Genomic DNA, 16485 nt, shown 5'->3' on the forward strand with positions numbered 1-16485 from the left:
TCAGGGGCGCTCGTCCGAGTACGTCCGGGAGACCTCAGGCGACGGCCGTCTCCTTGGCGGGCTCGTCGTCGGCCAGCAGCCCGGCCGCCGACGCGGAGCGGTAGCGGTCGACGTCGAGGATGCCCTCGCGCTTGGCCACGATCGTCGGCACCAGCGCCTGGCCGGCGACGTTGACCGCGGTGCGGCCCATGTCGAGGATCGGGTCGATCGCGAGCAGCAGGCCGACACCGGCCAGCGGCAGACCGAGGGTCGAGAGGGTGAGGGTCAGCATCACGACGGCACCGGTGAGACCGGCGGTCGCGGCCGAGCCGACGACCGAGACGAAGGCGATCAGCAGGTAGTCGGTGAGGCCCAGGTCGATCCCGAAGATCTGGGCGACGAAGATCGCCGAGATCGCCGGGTAGATCGACGCGCAGCCGTCCATCTTCGTGGTCGAGCCCAGCGGGACCGCGAAGGAGGCGTACTCCTGCGGGACACCGAGGTTCTTGACGGTCACCTGCTCGGTCACCGGCATGGTGCCCACCGAGGAGCGCGAGACGAAGGCGAGCTGGATCGCCGGCCAGGCGCCGCGGAAGTACGCCAGCGGGTTCAGGCCGTTGACCCGCAGCAGCACGGGGTAGACGACGAACAGGACCAGTGCCAGACCGACGTAGACGGCCACCGCGAACCAGGCCAGCGAGCTCAGCGAGTCCCAGCCGTAGGAGGCGACCGCGTTGCCGATCAGGCCGAGAGTGCCGATCGGGGCCAGCCGGATGATCCACCACAGCACCTTCTGCACGATGGCGAGGAAGGAGCGGTTGAAGGCGAGGAACGGCTCGGCCTTCTCGCCGGTCTTGAGCGCCGCGATCCCGATCGCGAGGGCCACCACGAGCACCTGGAGGACGTTGAAGCTCAGCGCCGTCTCCGCGATCGGGCTCCCACCGACCTGCTCGATGCTGGTCGACGCGTCGAGTCCGAGGAAGTTGCCGGGGATCAGACCCTGGAGGAAGTCGAGCCACGACGCGGACGCCCCGGTCTCGGCCGCGTCAGAGGCGCTGACCGCGGTGTTGGTTCCGGGCCGGAAGAGCAGCCCCAGCCCGATGCCGATCACGACCGAGATCCCCGCCGTGATCGCAAACCACAGCAGCGTCTGGCCCGCGAGCCGGGCCGCGTTGCTGACCGTACGCAGGTTGGCGATCGAGGCGATGATGGCGGTGAAGATCAGCGGTACGACGACGGCCTTCAACAGCGAGACGAACGAGTCGCCGATCGTGGACAGGGTCGTCGTCAGCCAGTTGGCCTCGTCGCCGGCTCCCGGGCCGATCGCTCGCGCGACCGCGCCGAGCGCGACGCCGAGGACGAGGCCCAGGATGATCTGGACCGAGAAGGACGGGAGCGGCAGTCGCCGTCGGGCGGTGGGGGTGGTGGACACGAGGGCTTCTCCAGGGTTGACGCGGTTCGGGGCTCTGTTGGGCTCGAACGCCCTGACGAGTACGTGTCTTCCCCGGGGCCGTGCGGTGTGACCGGAGTCACCCCTCACCCCTGTCAGCGGAGGTCGCTGATGCCGGCTGTCACCGCCGCCTTCTCGATCGCGAGGATCCGGTCGGGCCACGAGTCAGGCTGGTCGGGCTGGTAGCACGGGTCGTTCTTGTCGCCGGTGCTCGGCGGGCACGGCCCGGCGAGCTCGGCGTAGCCGACCAGGACCAGCCGGGTCTCGTACTCGGCGACCAGCTCGGTCTCGAACCAGATGCTGTCGTTGCCGTCCGGCCCGGGATACGTCGCCTGAGATCGTGCCGCGCGCTTCGGCCCGGCATCGAGGTCGGCACTGACATCGATGGGCAGCGAGGTGACCTCCGGGTCGACCCCGAGCTTGTTGGCCGGGCAGACCTCCTGCCACTCCATGACCTCGTTGTATGCAGCCGCGGCGGCGTTCTCGTCGGGGAACTCCATCACCGCCATGTGGACCTGGCCGACCATGGCGCTGTCGGTGTCCCAGCGGTAGTCGGAGGTCACCTTCGCCGAGGCGCCGAGCGAGGAGAGCCACTCCTTCTGGCAGGCGAGGGTCGGCACGTCGGAAGCCGGCGTGTACTGGTTCCAGCCGAGAGGGCTTTCGAAGCGGTCGAGTGCGGGGAGGGTGCTGCCGTCGATCAGGTTGACGGCGCTGAGACCGTCCGTCGCGGGCGATCCTGTCTCCGTCGGGTCGGCGGACGGATCGGCCGGCGGCCTGGCACCGACCATCCGATAGGCGGCGTTGACGGCCGAGGTCTGCAGGGTGGTCGGCGACACGTAGTCCTGCACGCCGCGCTTCCGCGACATCACCAGCACCCGGTCCTCGGCGGACACGACAGCCGTCGCCACCTCCCAGCGAGCGTTCATCGCGGGGTCGTCAGGCAGGTAGGTGACGACGTCGACGCTCCCGTCCGAGATGACGCCGCCCTCGACCGGGAGGTAGCCGGCCTTCTCCGCTCCGTCCACGGCGGGGCACGAGGCGGCGGCGTCGGCCAGCTCGGTGCGTACCTTCTCGGCCTCGTCGGCAGAGCCGAACTCGGCGACGACGGCGTTCAGCGTGCCTGCTGCGTCGGCCATCTCCTCCCCGGGCTTCGCGACGAAGTCACGGCGGAACGTCGCCTCCGCGCCGGAGTCGCTCAGCGACTCGGTGAGGCAGTCGTTGTAGGTGTCGGTGCCCTCGCCGTCGTAGGTCTGTTCCTGGACCCACGCCGGATAGGGGTCGTCGGCGACGAGGTCGCCCTCGGTCGGCAGGTTGTCCCGGCTGAGGTCGGAGGTAGAGGCAGACGCACTGGGTGCGGCCGCGCTGTCGCTCGGCGCGGGTGCGGGATCGATGCCCTTGTCGCCGACTCCGGTGGAGAGGAAGATGATCGGCCCGGCGACGACGGCAGCCACGGCCGCCGCGCCTGCGGTGACCACGGCGCGTTTCCGCCGACGGATCTGATCACCCCGCCTCCGTGCCTCGGCTGCGGAGCTCATCGGCGCTCCGGGAGCGTCGGCGCGGAACTGGTCCAGGCGCGAGATCGGGTCACTCATCTCAGGCCTTCTTCCAGACGGCGCCGGAATCGTCCTCGGCGAGCAGCTCCGCGAGGGCGGCTCGCCCTCGAGCCAGGCGGGCTTTGATGGTGCCGGTGGGGGCGCCGACCTCGGCGGCCACCTGGTGGACCGGCAGGTCGGCGATGTGATGCAGGACGATGGCCTGGCGCTGGGCCTCCGGGAGCTTCTTCAAGGCCGCGACGAGGGCCACGTGGGACTCGTCGACCGCGGGCATCTCGGTGCGAGCGCCGACTGCTCTGTCGGTGGCCCGGCTGGCGTACTTCTTGCGGCGCCAGCGGCCGACCGCGAGTCGGTAGGCGGTGGTGCGGATCCAGGCTTCGGGGTAGTCGACCGAGGACATCTTGCGTCGGTGCGCCCAGGCGCGGGCGAAGGCCTCTTGGACGCACTCGGCGGCTTCGTCGAAGTCGCCGATCATGGCGTACAGCTGAGCACACAAGCGGCGGTACGACGCGTTGTACAGCGCGTCGAACTCGTCCTCGTCCATCGTTCGCCTCCCCGACTGGCTTTCACCGACACCTGCCCGAGCGTCAGTGTCCGCGGTGACATGGATGAGCGTAAAGTTCAATTGCACCTGACTCGCCATCAGGGCAGGTCCCGGACGACTCGGTCGACGGTGGCCTCGACGGTCTGCGCGACCCGGCTGTCCCACTCGGCGTAGTCCGAGGCCTCCTCCGGAGGGCAGACCGTGGTCGGCGGACAGGGGCCACCGGCCTCGGCGTGAGTGACCAGCACCAGTCGGGTCCCGATCTGGGCGACGGTCTGGTGGTCGTACCAGGTGGAGTCGCAGGCCTCGCCGCCGCAGTCACCGGCGTACTCGGCGAGCGCTTGCGCGGCGCGGTCGACCGCGGGGGCCGTGTCGATCTCGACGGACTCGACCGTCCCGGCCCTGAAGAGCTTCGCGTCGTGCATCGATGCCGGGCAGTTGTCGAGCCAGCCGTAGACCATGTCGTACGCCCCGTCAGCGGCAGACTTGGTAGCGAACTCCAGCACAGTCACGTTGACCTTTCCGATCTCGCTCGGGTTCTCGAGCCGGAACTCCCGACTGACCGACTCCGCAGCCTTCAACGAGGAGAGCCACGCGCCCTGGCAGTAGAGCGTCGGGGTCGACTGCGGAGCGATCTGCTGCCACGCCGCCGACGACTCACCCTCCATCGGCAGCCCCGGCAGCGACTCGGCCACGACGAGATGGGCGTCGCTGAGGGTCGCCGCGGGCGCGGACGAGGATGCCGGCGAGGATGCCGCGCCCGACGCAGATGACGCAGGGGAGTCAGGCGGGGCAGGCGGCTCGGCGCCGACCATCCGGTGGGCGGCGTTGACCGCGGAGGTCTGCAGGGAGGTCTGAAGGAACTCGGACGAGACCTGCTCCTTCGCGCCACGCTGACGCGTCAGCACCAGCACCCGGTCTTCGGTGACGACCACAGCCGTCGCGATCTCGGGGCGAGCGTTCGCTCCGGGAGCGTTGGAGACGTAGGTGACGACGTTGATGTCGCCGCGCGAGACGACGCCGCCCGCGACCGGTAGTGAACCGGCCGGAGTCGCGTCGAGCGGGGGACAGGAGGCGGCCGTCGCCGAGAGGTCGGCGCGGACGTCCTCGGCGGCCTCGGGAGACCGGAACTCGGCGACCACCGCGCTCATCATCCCGTAGTCGTCCACCCCGGCGTTCAGCGACGGACCGATCGCGAAGTCGCGGCGGAAGGTCGCATCGGCAGCTGACTCGCCCAACGTCTTGGTGAGACACGGGTTGTAGGCATCGCTGCCCTCCCCGTCATAGGTCTGGGTCTCACCCCAGGAAGCCTCGAGAGGGGCGATCAGGTCCTCGGCGACCGGGAGGTTCGCACGGGTGATGGTGGACGGGCCTGCGGATCCGGACGGACCGGGCGTGATGGTGCTCGGTGTCTCGCTCGGAGGCGGTGCCGGGTCCAAGGCGCGTTCGCCGACTCCGGCGGAGAGGAAGATGATCGGTCCGGCGACGATGGCGGCCAAGGCCGCGGCACCGGCGACGACGACCGCGCGACGGCGGCGTCGGATCTGATCCCCCCGTTGGCGTACCTCGGCTGCGGACTTCATCGGTGCTCCAGGGGTGTCGGCGCGGAACTGGTCCAGGCGCGAGATCGGGTCACTCATCTCAGGCCTCCTTCCAGACGGCGCCGGGTGTCTCTTCGGCGAGCAGCTCGGCCAGCGTGGCTCGTCCTCGGGCCAGGCGGGCTTTGATGGTGCCGGTGGGGGCGCCGACCTCGGTGGCCACCTGGTGGACCGGTAGATCGGCGATGTGATGCAGGACGATGGCTTGGCGCTGGACTTCGGGGAGCTTCTTGAGCGCTTCGACCAGGGCGACATGGGTCTCGTCGACGGCAGGCATCTCGGTGCGAGCGCCGACTGCTCTGTCGGTGGCCCGGCTGGCGTACTTCTTGCGGCGCCAGCGGCCGACCGCGAGTCGGTAGGCGGTGGTGCGGATCCAGGCTTCGGGGTAGTCGACCGAGGACATCTTGCGTCGGTGCGCCCAGGCGCGGGCGAAGGCCTCTTGGACGCACTCGGCGGCTTCGTCGAAGTCGCCGATCATGGCGTAGACCTGGGCGCACACGCGGCGGTAGGACGCGTTGTAGAACGCGTCGAACTCGTTCTCGTCCATCGCTGCCTCCCAGACTGGCCGTGCCTGATCTGGCTCTACGCCAGTCCCACTGGGTCAGATGCGTGAAGGGCAGGTCCGGTTGCATCCGGAGGGAAAAGTCTCAGCCGAGACCGCTGTATCCGAGGTCAGAGGTAGTCGAGCCGGTAGGCGGCGCGCTTGGCGAGCGAGACGAAGTCGGACTTGCTGATGTCAGCGGCGCCGTCGGGCACGAAGCTCATCTGGGCGACGTTGGCGCCCCGCCGGATCGCGGCCATCCGGTAGAAGACCGAGGAGTTCTCGAGCTCGACCCGGATGTCCCAGACCGTGATCGCGCCGTCCTTGATCGGCTCGGTCGCGAGCTGGGTGACGTGGCTGCCGAGCTGCTTGTCGCTGCACTTGCTCAGCCGGGTCTTGATCGCGACGTTGAACGCCTGCGCCTCCTTGGCGGAGCCGAACTTGCCGACGGTCTCGGTGAGCCCGAAGGTCGCGGCGAGCTTCTTCTTGGTCTCTGGGATCACGAAGTCGCGGGTCTGCGCCCCGGACATGCCCTTGACGTTGAACTCGGTGTTGTCGCAGCGGGTCTGAGCCGGGTTGGTCTTGGCCGGCTTCGCCTCGGTGCCCTGCCACGGGTCGCCGATGGTGCTGACCGGGGGAAGGTCGGTCTCGTTGATCAGCCCGGGCGCCGTGCCGGTGGCGAGCGGGACCAGGGTCTCCCGCGGTCGTTTGGTCTCCACGCACGCACCTGCGTCCGGCATCGAGCAGAGGTTGTGGACGGCGGTGCCGAGCATGGTCGAGGTCTTGGTTGCGGTCGCGCTGGACTTGCCGTCGACCTTCACGGTGACCGCGGCGGTGTGCCTACCGGTGCGGGCGACCCCGTAGGTCACGGCCCGGTTGTTCTCCCAGTCGCGGTAGGTGAAGAGGGTCGCCTCATCGCCGATGCCCTTGACCGACTCGGTGAACATCAGCTGGTAGCGGGGCTCGGCACACGCTGCGTACCACCCCTGCATCTTCTTGTACGCCGCAGCCGCAGCCTTCGCGTCGACGGATGACTCGATCGTGGTGCCGGCCGTGGTCGCCTTCGCCTTGGCGGCGAAGGTGCGCGCCAGGCTCGCCACGGGCCGCTTGTCGGCCGAGGGCTCGGCCTGGCAGGGGATGGTGAGGCCGGTGCCCTCGAGGTTGTCGGAGGAGATGTCGACGGCCCAGGAGCCGCCGTAGATCTTCGCCACGTTCTCCTCGGTCATCAGGTCTTTGGCGGTCAGCTTCTTGCCGGGGATCTCGCTCGGTTCGACCTCGAACTCCTCGACGGCCGACTTCATCGAGAGGGTGTTGAGCCGGGGCGCGGTCTCGGCGTCCTGGGTGACGAAGAAGCCGGTGCCGACCAGGGCGGCGATGGCCGCGGCGGCGCCGATGGCGGTGTGCACCCGGCGGCGCACTGCTCCGGCGGTGGTGATCGCCGAGGTCTTCGGCCAGGGCTGCTCGGTGAGCACGTCGACGAGCGGGTCGAAGATGGACTGCAGATGCTCAGGGGCGATCCCGAGCTGGTCGCAGATGGCGGCGTTGGCGCCCTGCAGATCGGTCTCGGTGCGGCTGATCGGGGTGCTGACCTCGCGGGCCAGCTGGGCGAGGTCGACGCTGGTGAGATGGCCCAGCAGAAAGACCTTGCGGTCGTGGAGCGGCAGGCTGCGCAGCGCGGAGAGGGTGCTGCGGGCCTCCGGCGCAATCGTCTGGTCGCGGTGGAGCAGGGGCACCGAGTGGTTGCGGATCGCCTTGGACCACGCGATCGGCCGGACCCAGTCCTCGCGCTCGAAGTCGTCCATCGGCTTCACCTTGCGCCAGTGGTGCCAGGTGATGACCATCGCGCCCCGCACAGCGGCCTTGGCAGCCTCCAGGTCCCCGGTCAGCGACCAGGTTTGGAGCAGGAGGCGTCCACGGACGTCCTGATAGAACGCCTCGAAGGTCTCGTGGTCTGCCGTGGTCATGCCCATGTCAGCGGTCAACTCTAGGTGATTCGGTCGAATGAACGGGAATACCCGCAGATGCACAGGCGGGTATCAACGGCTGTGACCAACCCGGGGACCGATTCTGGCGGCGCGTCGCCGAGATCGAGGCGGCGTGGGTTGGGAGGATGATGGACGATGTCGTCTCTGCTGCCTCCACGCACCCCTGACCGCGGGCGAGTCGCGGACGATCTCCATGATCTCCGCCACCGCCGTCCGCTGGTCGCGGTCGCCCTGCTGGGCGGCATCGGCACGGCCACCGCCACGCTGGTGGTCTGCTTGGCGATCGGCATCCTCGGCTGGTTCATCAGCGACATGGGGGCCCACGGAGAGCCGTCGGATGCTCTGCGTGTCGCCGCGCTCGGGTGGCTGCTCGGCCACGGTTCGGGTGTCCTCGTCTCCGGGGTCGCGGTCACCCTCGTCCCGCTCGGGCTGACCCTCGTCCTCGCCTGGACGATGTGGCAGGCCGCGATCCGGGTCGGCGACTCGGTATCGCTGCACGGTCCCGACGCCAATGCTCTCGCCGACGGTGAACGCGACCTGACCGTCCCCGTCGTGGCCGGACTCTTCACGCTCGGCTACACGGCCACCGCGGTGACGACCGCGATCGTCGCCGGCACGCCGGAGACCGCGCCGAGCATCCTCGGCGTGTTCACGTGGTCGGTCGGGCTCTGCCTCGTCGTGGCCCTGCCCGCGATCTCGGTCGGCTCCGGCCGCGCGGCGTTGTGGATCACCCTGCTGCCGCGCGCGGCCGTCGACGTGCTGGTGATGGTCAGGTCGATCCTGGTCTGGTGGTTCGCGGTCAGCACTCTGCTCTTCTTCGCGGCCCTCTTCGCCGACTTCACCACCTCGATCAACGTCGTCTCCCAGCTCCACCTCGACGTCGGCGGGATCATCCTCTACTCCCTGCTCGCCGTCCTGGTGCTCCCCAACGCCGTGCTCTTCTCCAGCTCGTACGCCCTCGGGCCGGGGTTCTCGGTCGGTGTTGGAACGACCGTCACCCCGACCGCCGTGACCCTCGGCCCGCTGCCGATGTTCCCGATGCTCGCCGCACTGCCCGACAACGGAGCCCCGCCCGCCTGGGTCGCCGCCGTGATGGCACTCGGCCCGCTGACCGCCTTCGTCGCGGTCTGCCGCGCGCAGCGCCACCGGCCGACCCTGCGCTGGTCCGAGGGCGCGCTCCGCGGCGTCAGCGCCGGCGTCGTCGCCGGCCTTCTCCTCGCTGTCCTGTCCGGCATCGCGGGCGGCGCCGTCGGCCCCGGTCGGATGCTCGACGTCGGGCCGTACGCCGGGCAGGTGCTCGTGAACGCCATCGCCTTCTTCGGTCTCGCCGGTCTGCTCGCCGGGCTCACCATGACCTGGTGGCACCGGCGTTCTCTTCCCGCCGACGCATCGGCCTAGAGTTCGCAGCGTGGCTCTTCGTCTTGTCGTCCTCGTGTCCGGCTCGGGCACCAACCTCCAGGCCCTGCTGGATGCCTGCGCGTCGCCGGAGTACGGGGCAGAGGTGGTGGCGGTCGGTGCTGACCGCGACGGGATCCAGGGGTTGACCCGGGCGACCGACGCCGGGATCCCGACCTTCGTGCACCGGGTCAAGGACTTCGGGTCGCGCGAGGAATGGGACGCGGCGCTGGCCGAGTCGGTCGCTGCGTACGAGCCTGATCTGGTGGTCTCCGCGGGGTTCATGAAGCTGGTCGGCGCTGCTTTCCTCGACCGGTTCGGGGGGAAGACGCTCAACACCCATCCGGCACTGCTGCCGTCGTTCCCGGGGATGCACGGTGCGCGGGACGCGCTGGACTACGGCGTGAAGGTCACCGGGGCGACGCTGTTCATCGTCGACGCCGGGGTCGACACCGGGATGATCATGGCCCAGGTGACGGTGCCGGTGGAGGACGACGACACCGAGGAGACGCTGCACGAGCGGATCAAGGTCGTCGAGCGTTCGATGCTGGTCGAGACGGTCGGACGGATCGCCCGCGAGGGCTACACCGTCGAGGACCGGCGAGTTCGATTCGGGTCCGCCTGAGCGGTTAGAGTGACGAGCACACGACTGGCGCAGGTGGGGGACCACCGGGGAGTGTGAAGAGACGGCATCGACCGCCTGGGTGCCCCTCATCGAATTCATCGACCGATGGGGAGTTTGGCTGTGCAGGACCAGATCACGATCAAGCGGGCGCTCGTGTCCGTCTACGACAAGACCGGTCTCGAGGACCTGGTCAAAGGCCTCCACGAGGCCGGCGTCGAGCTCGTCTCGACCGGTGGCTCGGCCAAGCTGATCGCTGACCTCGGCCTGCCGGTGACCAAGGTCGAGGACCTGACCGGCTTCCCCGAGTGCCTCGACGGCCGGGTGAAGACGCTGCACCCGCGCGTGCACGCCGGCATCCTCGCCGACCGCCGCCTCGAGTCCCACGTCGAGCAGCTCAAGGAGCTGGAGGTCGAGCCCTTCGACCTGGTCGTCTCCAACCTCTACCCGTTCGTGCAGACCGTCGCCTCCGGCGCCGGCCCGGACGAGGTCGTCGAGCAGATCGACATCGGCGGGCCCTCGATGGTCCGCGCCGCCGCCAAGAACCACCCCTCCGTCGCGATCGTGACCTCGCCCGAGCAGTACGCCGACACCCTCGCTGCTGCCGCCGCGGGTGGGTTCACCTATGACCAGCGCAAGGCGCTCGCCGCGGCCGCGTTCGTGCACACCGCGACGTACGACGTGGCCGTGGCCTCCTGGATGGGCTCCGTGCTCACCGACACCTCCGAGGGCACCGGCTTCCCGGCGTGGGTCGGCGGGACGTACGAGAAGTCGACCGTCCTTCGCTACGGCGAGAACCCGCACCAGAAGGCTGCCCTCTACCTGAACGGCCACGGCCCGGCCGGGCTGGCCAGTGCCGAGCAGCTCCACGGCAAGGAGATGTCCTACAACAACTACACCGACACCGACGCCGCCCGTCGGGCCGCCAACGACTTCGCCGAGCCGGCCGTCGCGATCATCAAGCACGCCAACCCGTGCGGCCTGGCCGTCGGCGCCGACATCGCCGAGGCACACCGTCGGGCGCACGCCTGCGACCCGGTCTCCGCCTTCGGTGGCGTGATCGCCGCCAACCGGCGGGTCTCGGTCGAGATGGCCAAGCAGGTCGCCGACGTCTTCACCGAGGTCATCGTGGCTCCGGGGTATGAGGACGGTGCCGTCGAGATCCTGCAGGCCAAGAAGAACATCCGCATCCTGGTCGCGGCCGCCGACGAGAGCGCTGCGGTCGAGACCCGGCCGATCTCCGGTGGCCTGCTGATGCAGCAGGTCGACCACGTCGACGCCGAGGGCGACGACCCGGCTTCGTGGACGTTGGCCACGGGTGAGGCCGCCGACGAGGCCACCCTGGCCGACCTGGCCTTCGCCTGGAAGGCCTGCCGCTCGGCGAAGTCCAACGCCATCCTGCTCGCCTCCGACGGTGCCTCGGTCGGCATCGGGATGGGCCAGGTCAACCGTGTCGACTCCTGCAAGCTCGCGGTGGAGCGGGCCAACACCCTCGCCGAGGGAACCGAGCGTGCCCGCGGTGCCGTCGCCGCCTCCGACGCCTTCTTCCCCTTCGAGGACGGCCCGCAGATCCTGATCGATGCCGGCGTCAAGGCGATCGTGCAGCCCGGCGGCTCGATCCGCGACGAGCTCACCATCAAGGCCTGCGAGGCGGCCGGGGTGACGATGTACTTCACCGGCACCAGGCACTTCGCGCACTGACAGAACCCCGCCGAGTCGGCGCATCTTCACCAGAGTTCGCCGAGTCGGCTCGTCATGACGCGCCGACTCGACGGGCAAACATGTCAGGACGAGCCGACTCGGCCTCGGATCTGGTCAAGATGAGCCGGGTCGGCGTCGCGTACCAAGAAATAGACGGACTCGAGTGACAGGATTGACATCGTGACAGCACAGAAGCTGGATGGCACCGCCACCCTGAAGACGATCAAGGCCGAGCTGGCCGACCGGGTGGCGAAGCTGAAGGCCGCCGGCGTGACGCCGGGCCTCGGCACCGTGCTGGTGGGTGACGACCCGGGGAGCCGGTGGTACGTCAACGCCAAGCACAAGGACTGCGCCGAGATCGGCATCGAGTCGATCCGTGTGGACCTGCCGGGGACCTCGACCCAGGCCGAGGTCGAGGCGGAGATCGACCGCCTCAACGCCGACCCGGCCTGCACGGGCTTCCTGGTGCAGCAGCCGACCGGCCTGGACGAGTTCGCGCTGCTCTCCCGCGTCGCCCCGGAGAAGGACGTCGACGGGCTGCACCCGTACAACCTCGGCAAGCTGGTCCTCGGCGAGGACGGTCCGCTGCCCTGCACCCCGGTGGGCTGCATCGAGCTGCTCCGCCGCCACGGCGTGGAGCTCAACGGCGCCGAGGTGGTCGTGGTCGGTCGTGGGCTGACCGTCGGCCGCCCGCTGGGCCTGCTGCTGACCCGCCGTAGCGAGAACGCCACGGTCACCCTGTGCCACACCGGCACCCGCGACCTCGCCGCGCACACCCGCAACGCCGACATCGTCGTCGCCGCCGCGGGAGTGCCCGGCATCATCACGAAGGACATGGTCAAGCCCGGCGCGGCGCTCTTGGACGTCGGCGTCTCCCGAGTCGACGGTAAGATCGCAGGAGACCTGGCCGAGGACGTGTGGGACGTGGCTGGTTGGGTGTCGCCGAACCCGGGTGGGGTGGGTCCGATGACACGCGCCATGCTGCTCTCCAATATCGTCCTCAGCGCCGAGAAGGCTCTCGAAAGGCTCTGACCGTGTCCGTCCACCCCCCGCTCAGCACGACACCGGCTACGCCGGAGGCTCCCGCCCCGGTGGCAGCAGCCGCTGAGCACGAGAAGGCGGACCCCGAAGACGTACGCAGCTTCCCCTCGACCATCGGCGGGTTCGTCTATCTCGGGGTGCTGACGGCGGCGCTCGCGGGCCTCGGTCTCGTCGGCTTCGGCCATTGGCGGGTGGGCATCATCGTCCTTGCCGCCGGGGTGGGGGCAGCGTCGTTGGCGCGTGCGGTGCTGCGTACGAAGGATGCCGGGATGCTGGCGGTGCGCAGCCGCTGGTTCGACGTGGTCCTGCTGGCGCTGGCCGCGGGCGCGCTGTGGATCCTCGCGGTGTCCGTCCCGGGGGACTAGGACGTTTCGCACAGAACCAGGAAGGCCGCCCCGAGAGGGACGGCCTTCCTGGGTTTTCTGGGATCACTGCTCGATCGGGACCCACTCCTGCTTGGCGTAGTCCCAGCGCCAGCCGTCCTGCTCGTAGACCGGCAGGTCGCCCTCGGTGGTCTGGGTCGGCTGCTGCCATGCCTGCTGACCGCCGGTGCCGGCGCCGCCTGCTCCGCCGGAGACGATGGTTCGGTCGCTAGTCTCGGGAGCAGCCGGGGCCGTCGGGTCTGCGGCCGGGGTAGCGGGTGCTGCGGGCGTAGCAGCCGGGGTGGCCGCCGCGGCGGGTGCCGCCGGGGCTGCAGACTGGTCCCACTGGAAGCTGTGGGCAGGCGCCATGCTGTCGCCGCCGAAGGCGAGACCCGCTCCGGCGATCTCGGAGCCGTCCTTGTTGAAGAGCAGCGGGTAGGCGAACCCGGCGACGGCGCCGCCGATCGCGGGGACGATCAGGAAGACCGGGAGGGCGATCAGCGCGTCGGTGCCCGAGAAGAGGGCGGGCCCGAACGAACGGGCGGGGTTGACCGAGGTGCCGGTCAGCGGGATGCCGACGAAGTGGATCGCGGCCAGCGCGAGACCGATGGCCAGCGGTGCTGCGGTGGCGTTGGTCCCCGCGCGCTGGTCGGTGACACCGAGGATGACGAAGACGAAGATGAAGGTGAGCACGAGCTCGACGAGGATCGCGCCGATGAGTCCGGTGCCGGCTCCGTCACCGAAGCCGTTGGCGCCGAGACCGCCGTCGTTCCACGAGTTGTAGCCGGACGAGAGCGCGATGAGGAACAGCACGATCGCGCCGATGGTGGCGCCGACGAACTGAGCGCCGATGTAGGCGCCCGCGTCCTTCCAGCCGATCCGGCCGGCCGAGGCCACACCGAGGGTCACGGCCGGGTTGAAGTGGCCGCCGGAGATGCGACCGAAGGTGTAGGCACCGATCACGACGGCGATACCGAAGGCCAGGCCGACGGCCGCGACCTCGAGGCGCCAGGGCGAGTTGCGCAACCCGGCGTGGGAGACGCCGGCGAAGACCGCGACGACTGAACCACAGCCGAGGAACACGAGGATGAATGTCCCGATGACCTCGGCTGCGAGTTTCTGGATGAAGGTCGGCTCAGCTGCCGACAGAGATTCCTCGGTCATGTCCCCTTAAGCCCTTCAATGTCGGTTGACGTCGGTCAGAGCCTTCGATCCCGGAGAAGCTGGTCCGACCGGCGGGCGAACCTCTCAGGCATCAGCAGTCACCTGAACAACATGGAGGTGTTGACACACAGTAACTCTTTTGCGACGGCACATCGTGGTGCTTAGGTAGGGCGGGGCGGTGTCGCATCGGGTATCAGGTATCTTGACGTCAAGGCACTTTCCCTTATGCCCGGGTCCCCGACCTCAGTCAGCAGCACCGCAGACCGCAACTTGTCAGGAGTAGCCACGACAATGGCCGCACGAATCATCTACACCCACACCGACGAGGCGCCGCTGCTCGCGACGTACTCCTTCCTTCCGATCGTCGCGGCCTATGCGGCCAAGGCGGGCGTCGAGGTCGAGACGCGTGACATCTCCGTGGCCTCGCGCATCCTGGCGCAGTTCGGCCTCGCCGACGACGCGCTCGGCGAGCTCGGTGACCTGGCGAAGACGCCGGAAGCCAACATCGTCAAGCTGCCCAACATCTCCGCCTCCATCCCGCAGCTCAAGGCCGCGATCAAGGAGCTGCAGGAGAAGGGCTACGAGATCCCTGACTACCCCGAGGCGCCCAGCACGCCCGAGGAAGAGGAGAACCGGGCCAAGTACGACAAGGTCAAGGGCTCCGCGGTCAACCCGGTCCTGCGTGAGGGCAACTCCGACCGTCGCGCGCCGGGCTCGGTCAAGGCGTACGCCAAGGCTCACCCGCACACCAACAAGCCGTTCGCCGACGACTCCAAGACCGACGTCGCGACGATGGGCTCGCACGACTTCAAGGCCAACGAGAAGTCGGTGACGCTCGCCGCCGACGACACGCTCTCCATCGTGCTCGAGAAGACCGACGGCGAGACGGTGACGCTGCTCGCCGAGCTGCCGGTGCTCGAGGGCGAGATCGTCGACGCGACGTACATGTCCGTGGCCAACCTGCACGCCTTCCTCGAGAACGCGCTCGCCAAGGCCAAGGCCGACGACGTGCTCTTCTCGCTGCACCTGAAGGCCACGATGATGAAGGTCTCCGACCCGATCATCTTCGGTCACGTCGTGAGGGCCTACTTCAAGGACGTCTTCGAGAAGTACGGCGCCGACCTCGAGGCCGCCGGCCTGTCCGCCAACGACGGCCTCGGCGGGATCCTGTCGGGTCTCTCCGGGCTGGAGAAGGGCGCCGAGATTCAGAAGGCGATCGAGACTGCGATCGCGGAAGGTCCCCGCCTGTCCTACGTCAACTCCGACAAGGGCATCACCAACCTGCACGTCCCCTCCGACGTCATCATCGACGCCTCCATTCCGGCCCTGGTCCGCAACGGCGGCAAGCTCTGGGGTGCCGACGGCAGCGAGGACGACACCCTCGCGGTGATCCCGGACTCCTCCTACGCCGGCGTCTACCAGACCGTCATCGACGACATGAAGAAGAACGGCCCGCTCGACCCGGCCACGATCGGCACCGTCCCCAACGTCGGTCTGATGGCGCAGAAGGCCGAGGAGTACGGCTCCCACGACAAGACCTTCCAGCTCGAGGCCGCCGGCACCCTGCGCGTGCTGAACAAGGCCGGCGACGTGCTGATCGAGCACGACGTCGAGGCCGGCGACATCTGGCGCGCCTGCCAGACCAAGGACATCCCGGTCCGCGACTGGGTCAAGCTCGCCGTCAGCCGTGCCCGTGACTCCAAGACCCCGGCCATCTTCTGGCTGGACGAGTCGCGCGCCCACGACGCTGAGCTCATCAAGAAGGTCACCACCTACCTGACCGAGCACGACACAGAGGGGCTCGAGATCAAGATCCTCTCGCCCCAGCTGGCCACGGCGTACTCCCTCGAGCGCCTGCGCAACGGCGAGGACACGATCTCCGTCACCGGCAACGTGCTGCGTGACTACAACACCGACCTCTTCCCGATCCTCGAGGTCGGTACGTCGGCGAAGATGCTCTCCATTGTCCCGCTGATCGCCGGCGGCGGTCTGTTCGAGACCGGCGCGGGCGGCTCGGCGCCGAAGCACGTGCAGCAGCTGGTCGAGCAGGACTACCTCCGCTGGGACTCGCTGGGTGAGTTCTTCGCGCTGGTGCCCGCCTTCGAGAAGTACGCCGAGCAGGCCTCCGCCCCGGCGGCGACGGTGCTCGCGGCTGCTCTGGACCGGGCGACCGCGACGTTCCTCGAGAACGACCGCTCCCCGGGCCGCAAGCTCGGCACCACCGACAACCGCGGCTCGCACTTCTACCTCGGCCTCTACTGGGCCCAGGAGCTGGCGGCGCAGACCGAGGACGCCGAGCTCGCCGCGGCCTTCAAGCCTCTCGCCGAGACCCTCGCCGCCAACGAGTCCAAGATCGTCGAGGAGCTCCTCGCGGTCCAGGGCAAGCCGGCCGACATCGGCGGCTACTACCTGCCCGATGCCGAGAAGGTCACCGCCGTGATGCGTCCTTCCGCGACGCTCAACGAGGCGATCGACTCGCTCTGATCGATCAGACGTCGGCCCGGCACGGACTCCGTGCTGGGCCGACGTGCGTCCGGACACCTTCCCGGC

13 protein-coding genes and 1 riboswitch are annotated in these 16485 nt (G+C 69.2%); of the genes, 6 read left to right on the forward strand and 7 right to left on the reverse strand.

Annotated features, from left to right (window positions below; genetic code table 11):
* Window positions 1–34 precede the first annotated feature (34 nt).
* From BJ988_RS00145 to BJ988_RS00170, 6 genes are all read right to left on the reverse strand, one after another.
* Window positions 35–1411: a cation:dicarboxylate symporter family transporter gene (locus BJ988_RS00145; protein WP_179656112.1), complete on the reverse strand. Its 1377-nt coding sequence runs from the start codon at window positions 1409–1411 to the stop codon at window positions 35–37.
* A 113-nt stretch (window positions 1412–1524) separates the two neighbouring features.
* Complete coding sequence (locus tag BJ988_RS00150) at window positions 1525–3021, reverse strand: hypothetical protein (protein ID WP_179656113.1); 1497 nt, start codon at window positions 3019–3021, stop codon at window positions 1525–1527.
* A gap of 1 nt (window position 3022) precedes the next feature.
* Window positions 3023–3526: a SigE family RNA polymerase sigma factor gene (locus BJ988_RS00155; protein WP_179656114.1), complete on the reverse strand. Its 504-nt coding sequence runs from the start codon at window positions 3524–3526 to the stop codon at window positions 3023–3025.
* Between the two features lie 98 nt (window positions 3527–3624).
* Complete coding sequence (locus BJ988_RS00160; protein ID WP_179656115.1) at window positions 3625–5166, reverse strand: hypothetical protein; 1542 nt, start codon at window positions 5164–5166, stop codon at window positions 3625–3627.
* A 1-nt stretch (window position 5167) separates the two neighbouring features.
* Window positions 5168–5671: a SigE family RNA polymerase sigma factor gene (locus BJ988_RS00165; RefSeq protein ID WP_179656116.1), complete on the reverse strand. Its 504-nt coding sequence runs from the start codon at window positions 5669–5671 to the stop codon at window positions 5168–5170.
* A 125-nt stretch (window positions 5672–5796) separates the two neighbouring features.
* Window positions 5797–7629: a SigE family RNA polymerase sigma factor gene (locus BJ988_RS00170; protein ID WP_179656117.1), complete on the reverse strand. Its 1833-nt coding sequence runs from the start codon at window positions 7627–7629 to the stop codon at window positions 5797–5799.
* 156 nt (window positions 7630–7785) lie between these two features.
* On the opposite strand from BJ988_RS00170, the gene BJ988_RS00175 reads away from it, so the two are divergent.
* The 5 genes from BJ988_RS00175 (at window position 7786) to BJ988_RS00195 (ending at window position 12774) form a co-directional block, all read left to right on the forward strand.
* Entirely contained in the window at window positions 7786–9048 is a 1263-nt protein-coding gene (locus BJ988_RS00175; protein WP_179656118.1) for a cell division protein PerM, read from the forward strand.
* 10 nt (window positions 9049–9058) lie between these two features.
* The gene (purN, locus tag BJ988_RS00180) at window positions 9059–9670 is read left to right on the forward strand and encodes a phosphoribosylglycinamide formyltransferase (RefSeq protein ID WP_179656119.1); all 612 of its coding nucleotides are present in this window, start codon (window positions 9059–9061) and stop codon (window positions 9668–9670) included.
* A 10-nt stretch (window positions 9671–9680) separates the two neighbouring features.
* A riboswitch (ZMP/ZTP riboswitch) is annotated at window positions 9681–9758 on the forward strand.
* Between the two features lie 17 nt (window positions 9759–9775).
* Complete coding sequence (gene purH / locus BJ988_RS00185; protein WP_179656120.1) at window positions 9776–11368, forward strand: bifunctional phosphoribosylaminoimidazolecarboxamide formyltransferase/IMP cyclohydrolase; 1593 nt, start codon at window positions 9776–9778, stop codon at window positions 11366–11368.
* Window positions 11369–11548: 180 nt separating this feature from the next.
* Window positions 11549–12400 carry a bifunctional methylenetetrahydrofolate dehydrogenase/methenyltetrahydrofolate cyclohydrolase gene (locus tag BJ988_RS00190; RefSeq protein WP_179656121.1) on the forward strand — a complete coding sequence of 284 codons (852 nt, stop codon included), beginning with the start codon at window positions 11549–11551 and terminating at the stop codon, window positions 12398–12400.
* A 2-nt stretch (window positions 12401–12402) separates the two neighbouring features.
* On the forward strand, window positions 12403–12774 hold the full coding sequence (locus BJ988_RS00195; protein ID WP_343051366.1) for a DUF3017 domain-containing protein: 372 nt from the start codon (window positions 12403–12405) through the stop codon (window positions 12772–12774).
* Between the two features lie 63 nt (window positions 12775–12837).
* Here the strand turns inward: BJ988_RS00195 and BJ988_RS00200 are convergent, their stop codons facing one another.
* Window positions 12838–13935 carry an MIP/aquaporin family protein gene (locus BJ988_RS00200; RefSeq protein WP_218860474.1) on the reverse strand — a complete coding sequence of 366 codons (1098 nt, stop codon included), beginning with the start codon at window positions 13933–13935 and terminating at the stop codon, window positions 12838–12840.
* Window positions 13936–14226: 291 nt separating this feature from the next.
* Here BJ988_RS00200 and BJ988_RS00205 point away from each other — a divergent pair, with 291 nt between their 5' ends.
* On the forward strand, window positions 14227–16419 hold the full coding sequence (locus tag BJ988_RS00205; protein ID WP_179656122.1) for an NADP-dependent isocitrate dehydrogenase: 2193 nt from the start codon (window positions 14227–14229) through the stop codon (window positions 16417–16419).
* Window positions 16420–16485: the final 66 nt, after the last annotated feature.

The organism is Nocardioides panzhihuensis, assembly GCF_013408335.1.
Taxonomy (GTDB): Bacteria; Actinomycetota; Actinomycetes; order Propionibacteriales; family Nocardioidaceae; genus Nocardioides; species Nocardioides panzhihuensis.

Coding starts and splice junctions, on each gene's coding strand:
- purH (WP_179656120.1), top strand. CDS start 9,776: ATGGGGAGTTTGGCTGTGCAGGACCAGATCACGATCAAGCGGGCGCTC.
- BJ988_RS00170 (WP_179656117.1), bottom strand. CDS start 7,629: ATGACCACGGCAGACCACGAGACCTTCGAGGCGTTCTATCAGGACGTC.
- BJ988_RS00155 (WP_179656114.1), bottom strand. CDS start 3,526: ATGGACGAGGACGAGTTCGACGCGCTGTACAACGCGTCGTACCGCCGC.
- BJ988_RS00160 (WP_179656115.1), bottom strand. CDS start 5,166: ATGAGTGACCCGATCTCGCGCCTGGACCAGTTCCGCGCCGACACCCCT.
- BJ988_RS00150 (WP_179656113.1), bottom strand. CDS start 3,021: ATGAGTGACCCGATCTCGCGCCTGGACCAGTTCCGCGCCGACGCTCCC.
- BJ988_RS00165 (WP_179656116.1), bottom strand. CDS start 5,671: ATGGACGAGAACGAGTTCGACGCGTTCTACAACGCGTCCTACCGCCGC.
- BJ988_RS00205 (WP_179656122.1), top strand. CDS start 14,227: ATGGCCGCACGAATCATCTACACCCACACCGACGAGGCGCCGCTGCTC.
- BJ988_RS00200 (WP_218860474.1), bottom strand. CDS start 13,935: ATGACCGAGGAATCTCTGTCGGCAGCTGAGCCGACCTTCATCCAGAAA.
- BJ988_RS00175 (WP_179656118.1), top strand. CDS start 7,786: ATGTCGTCTCTGCTGCCTCCACGCACCCCTGACCGCGGGCGAGTCGCG.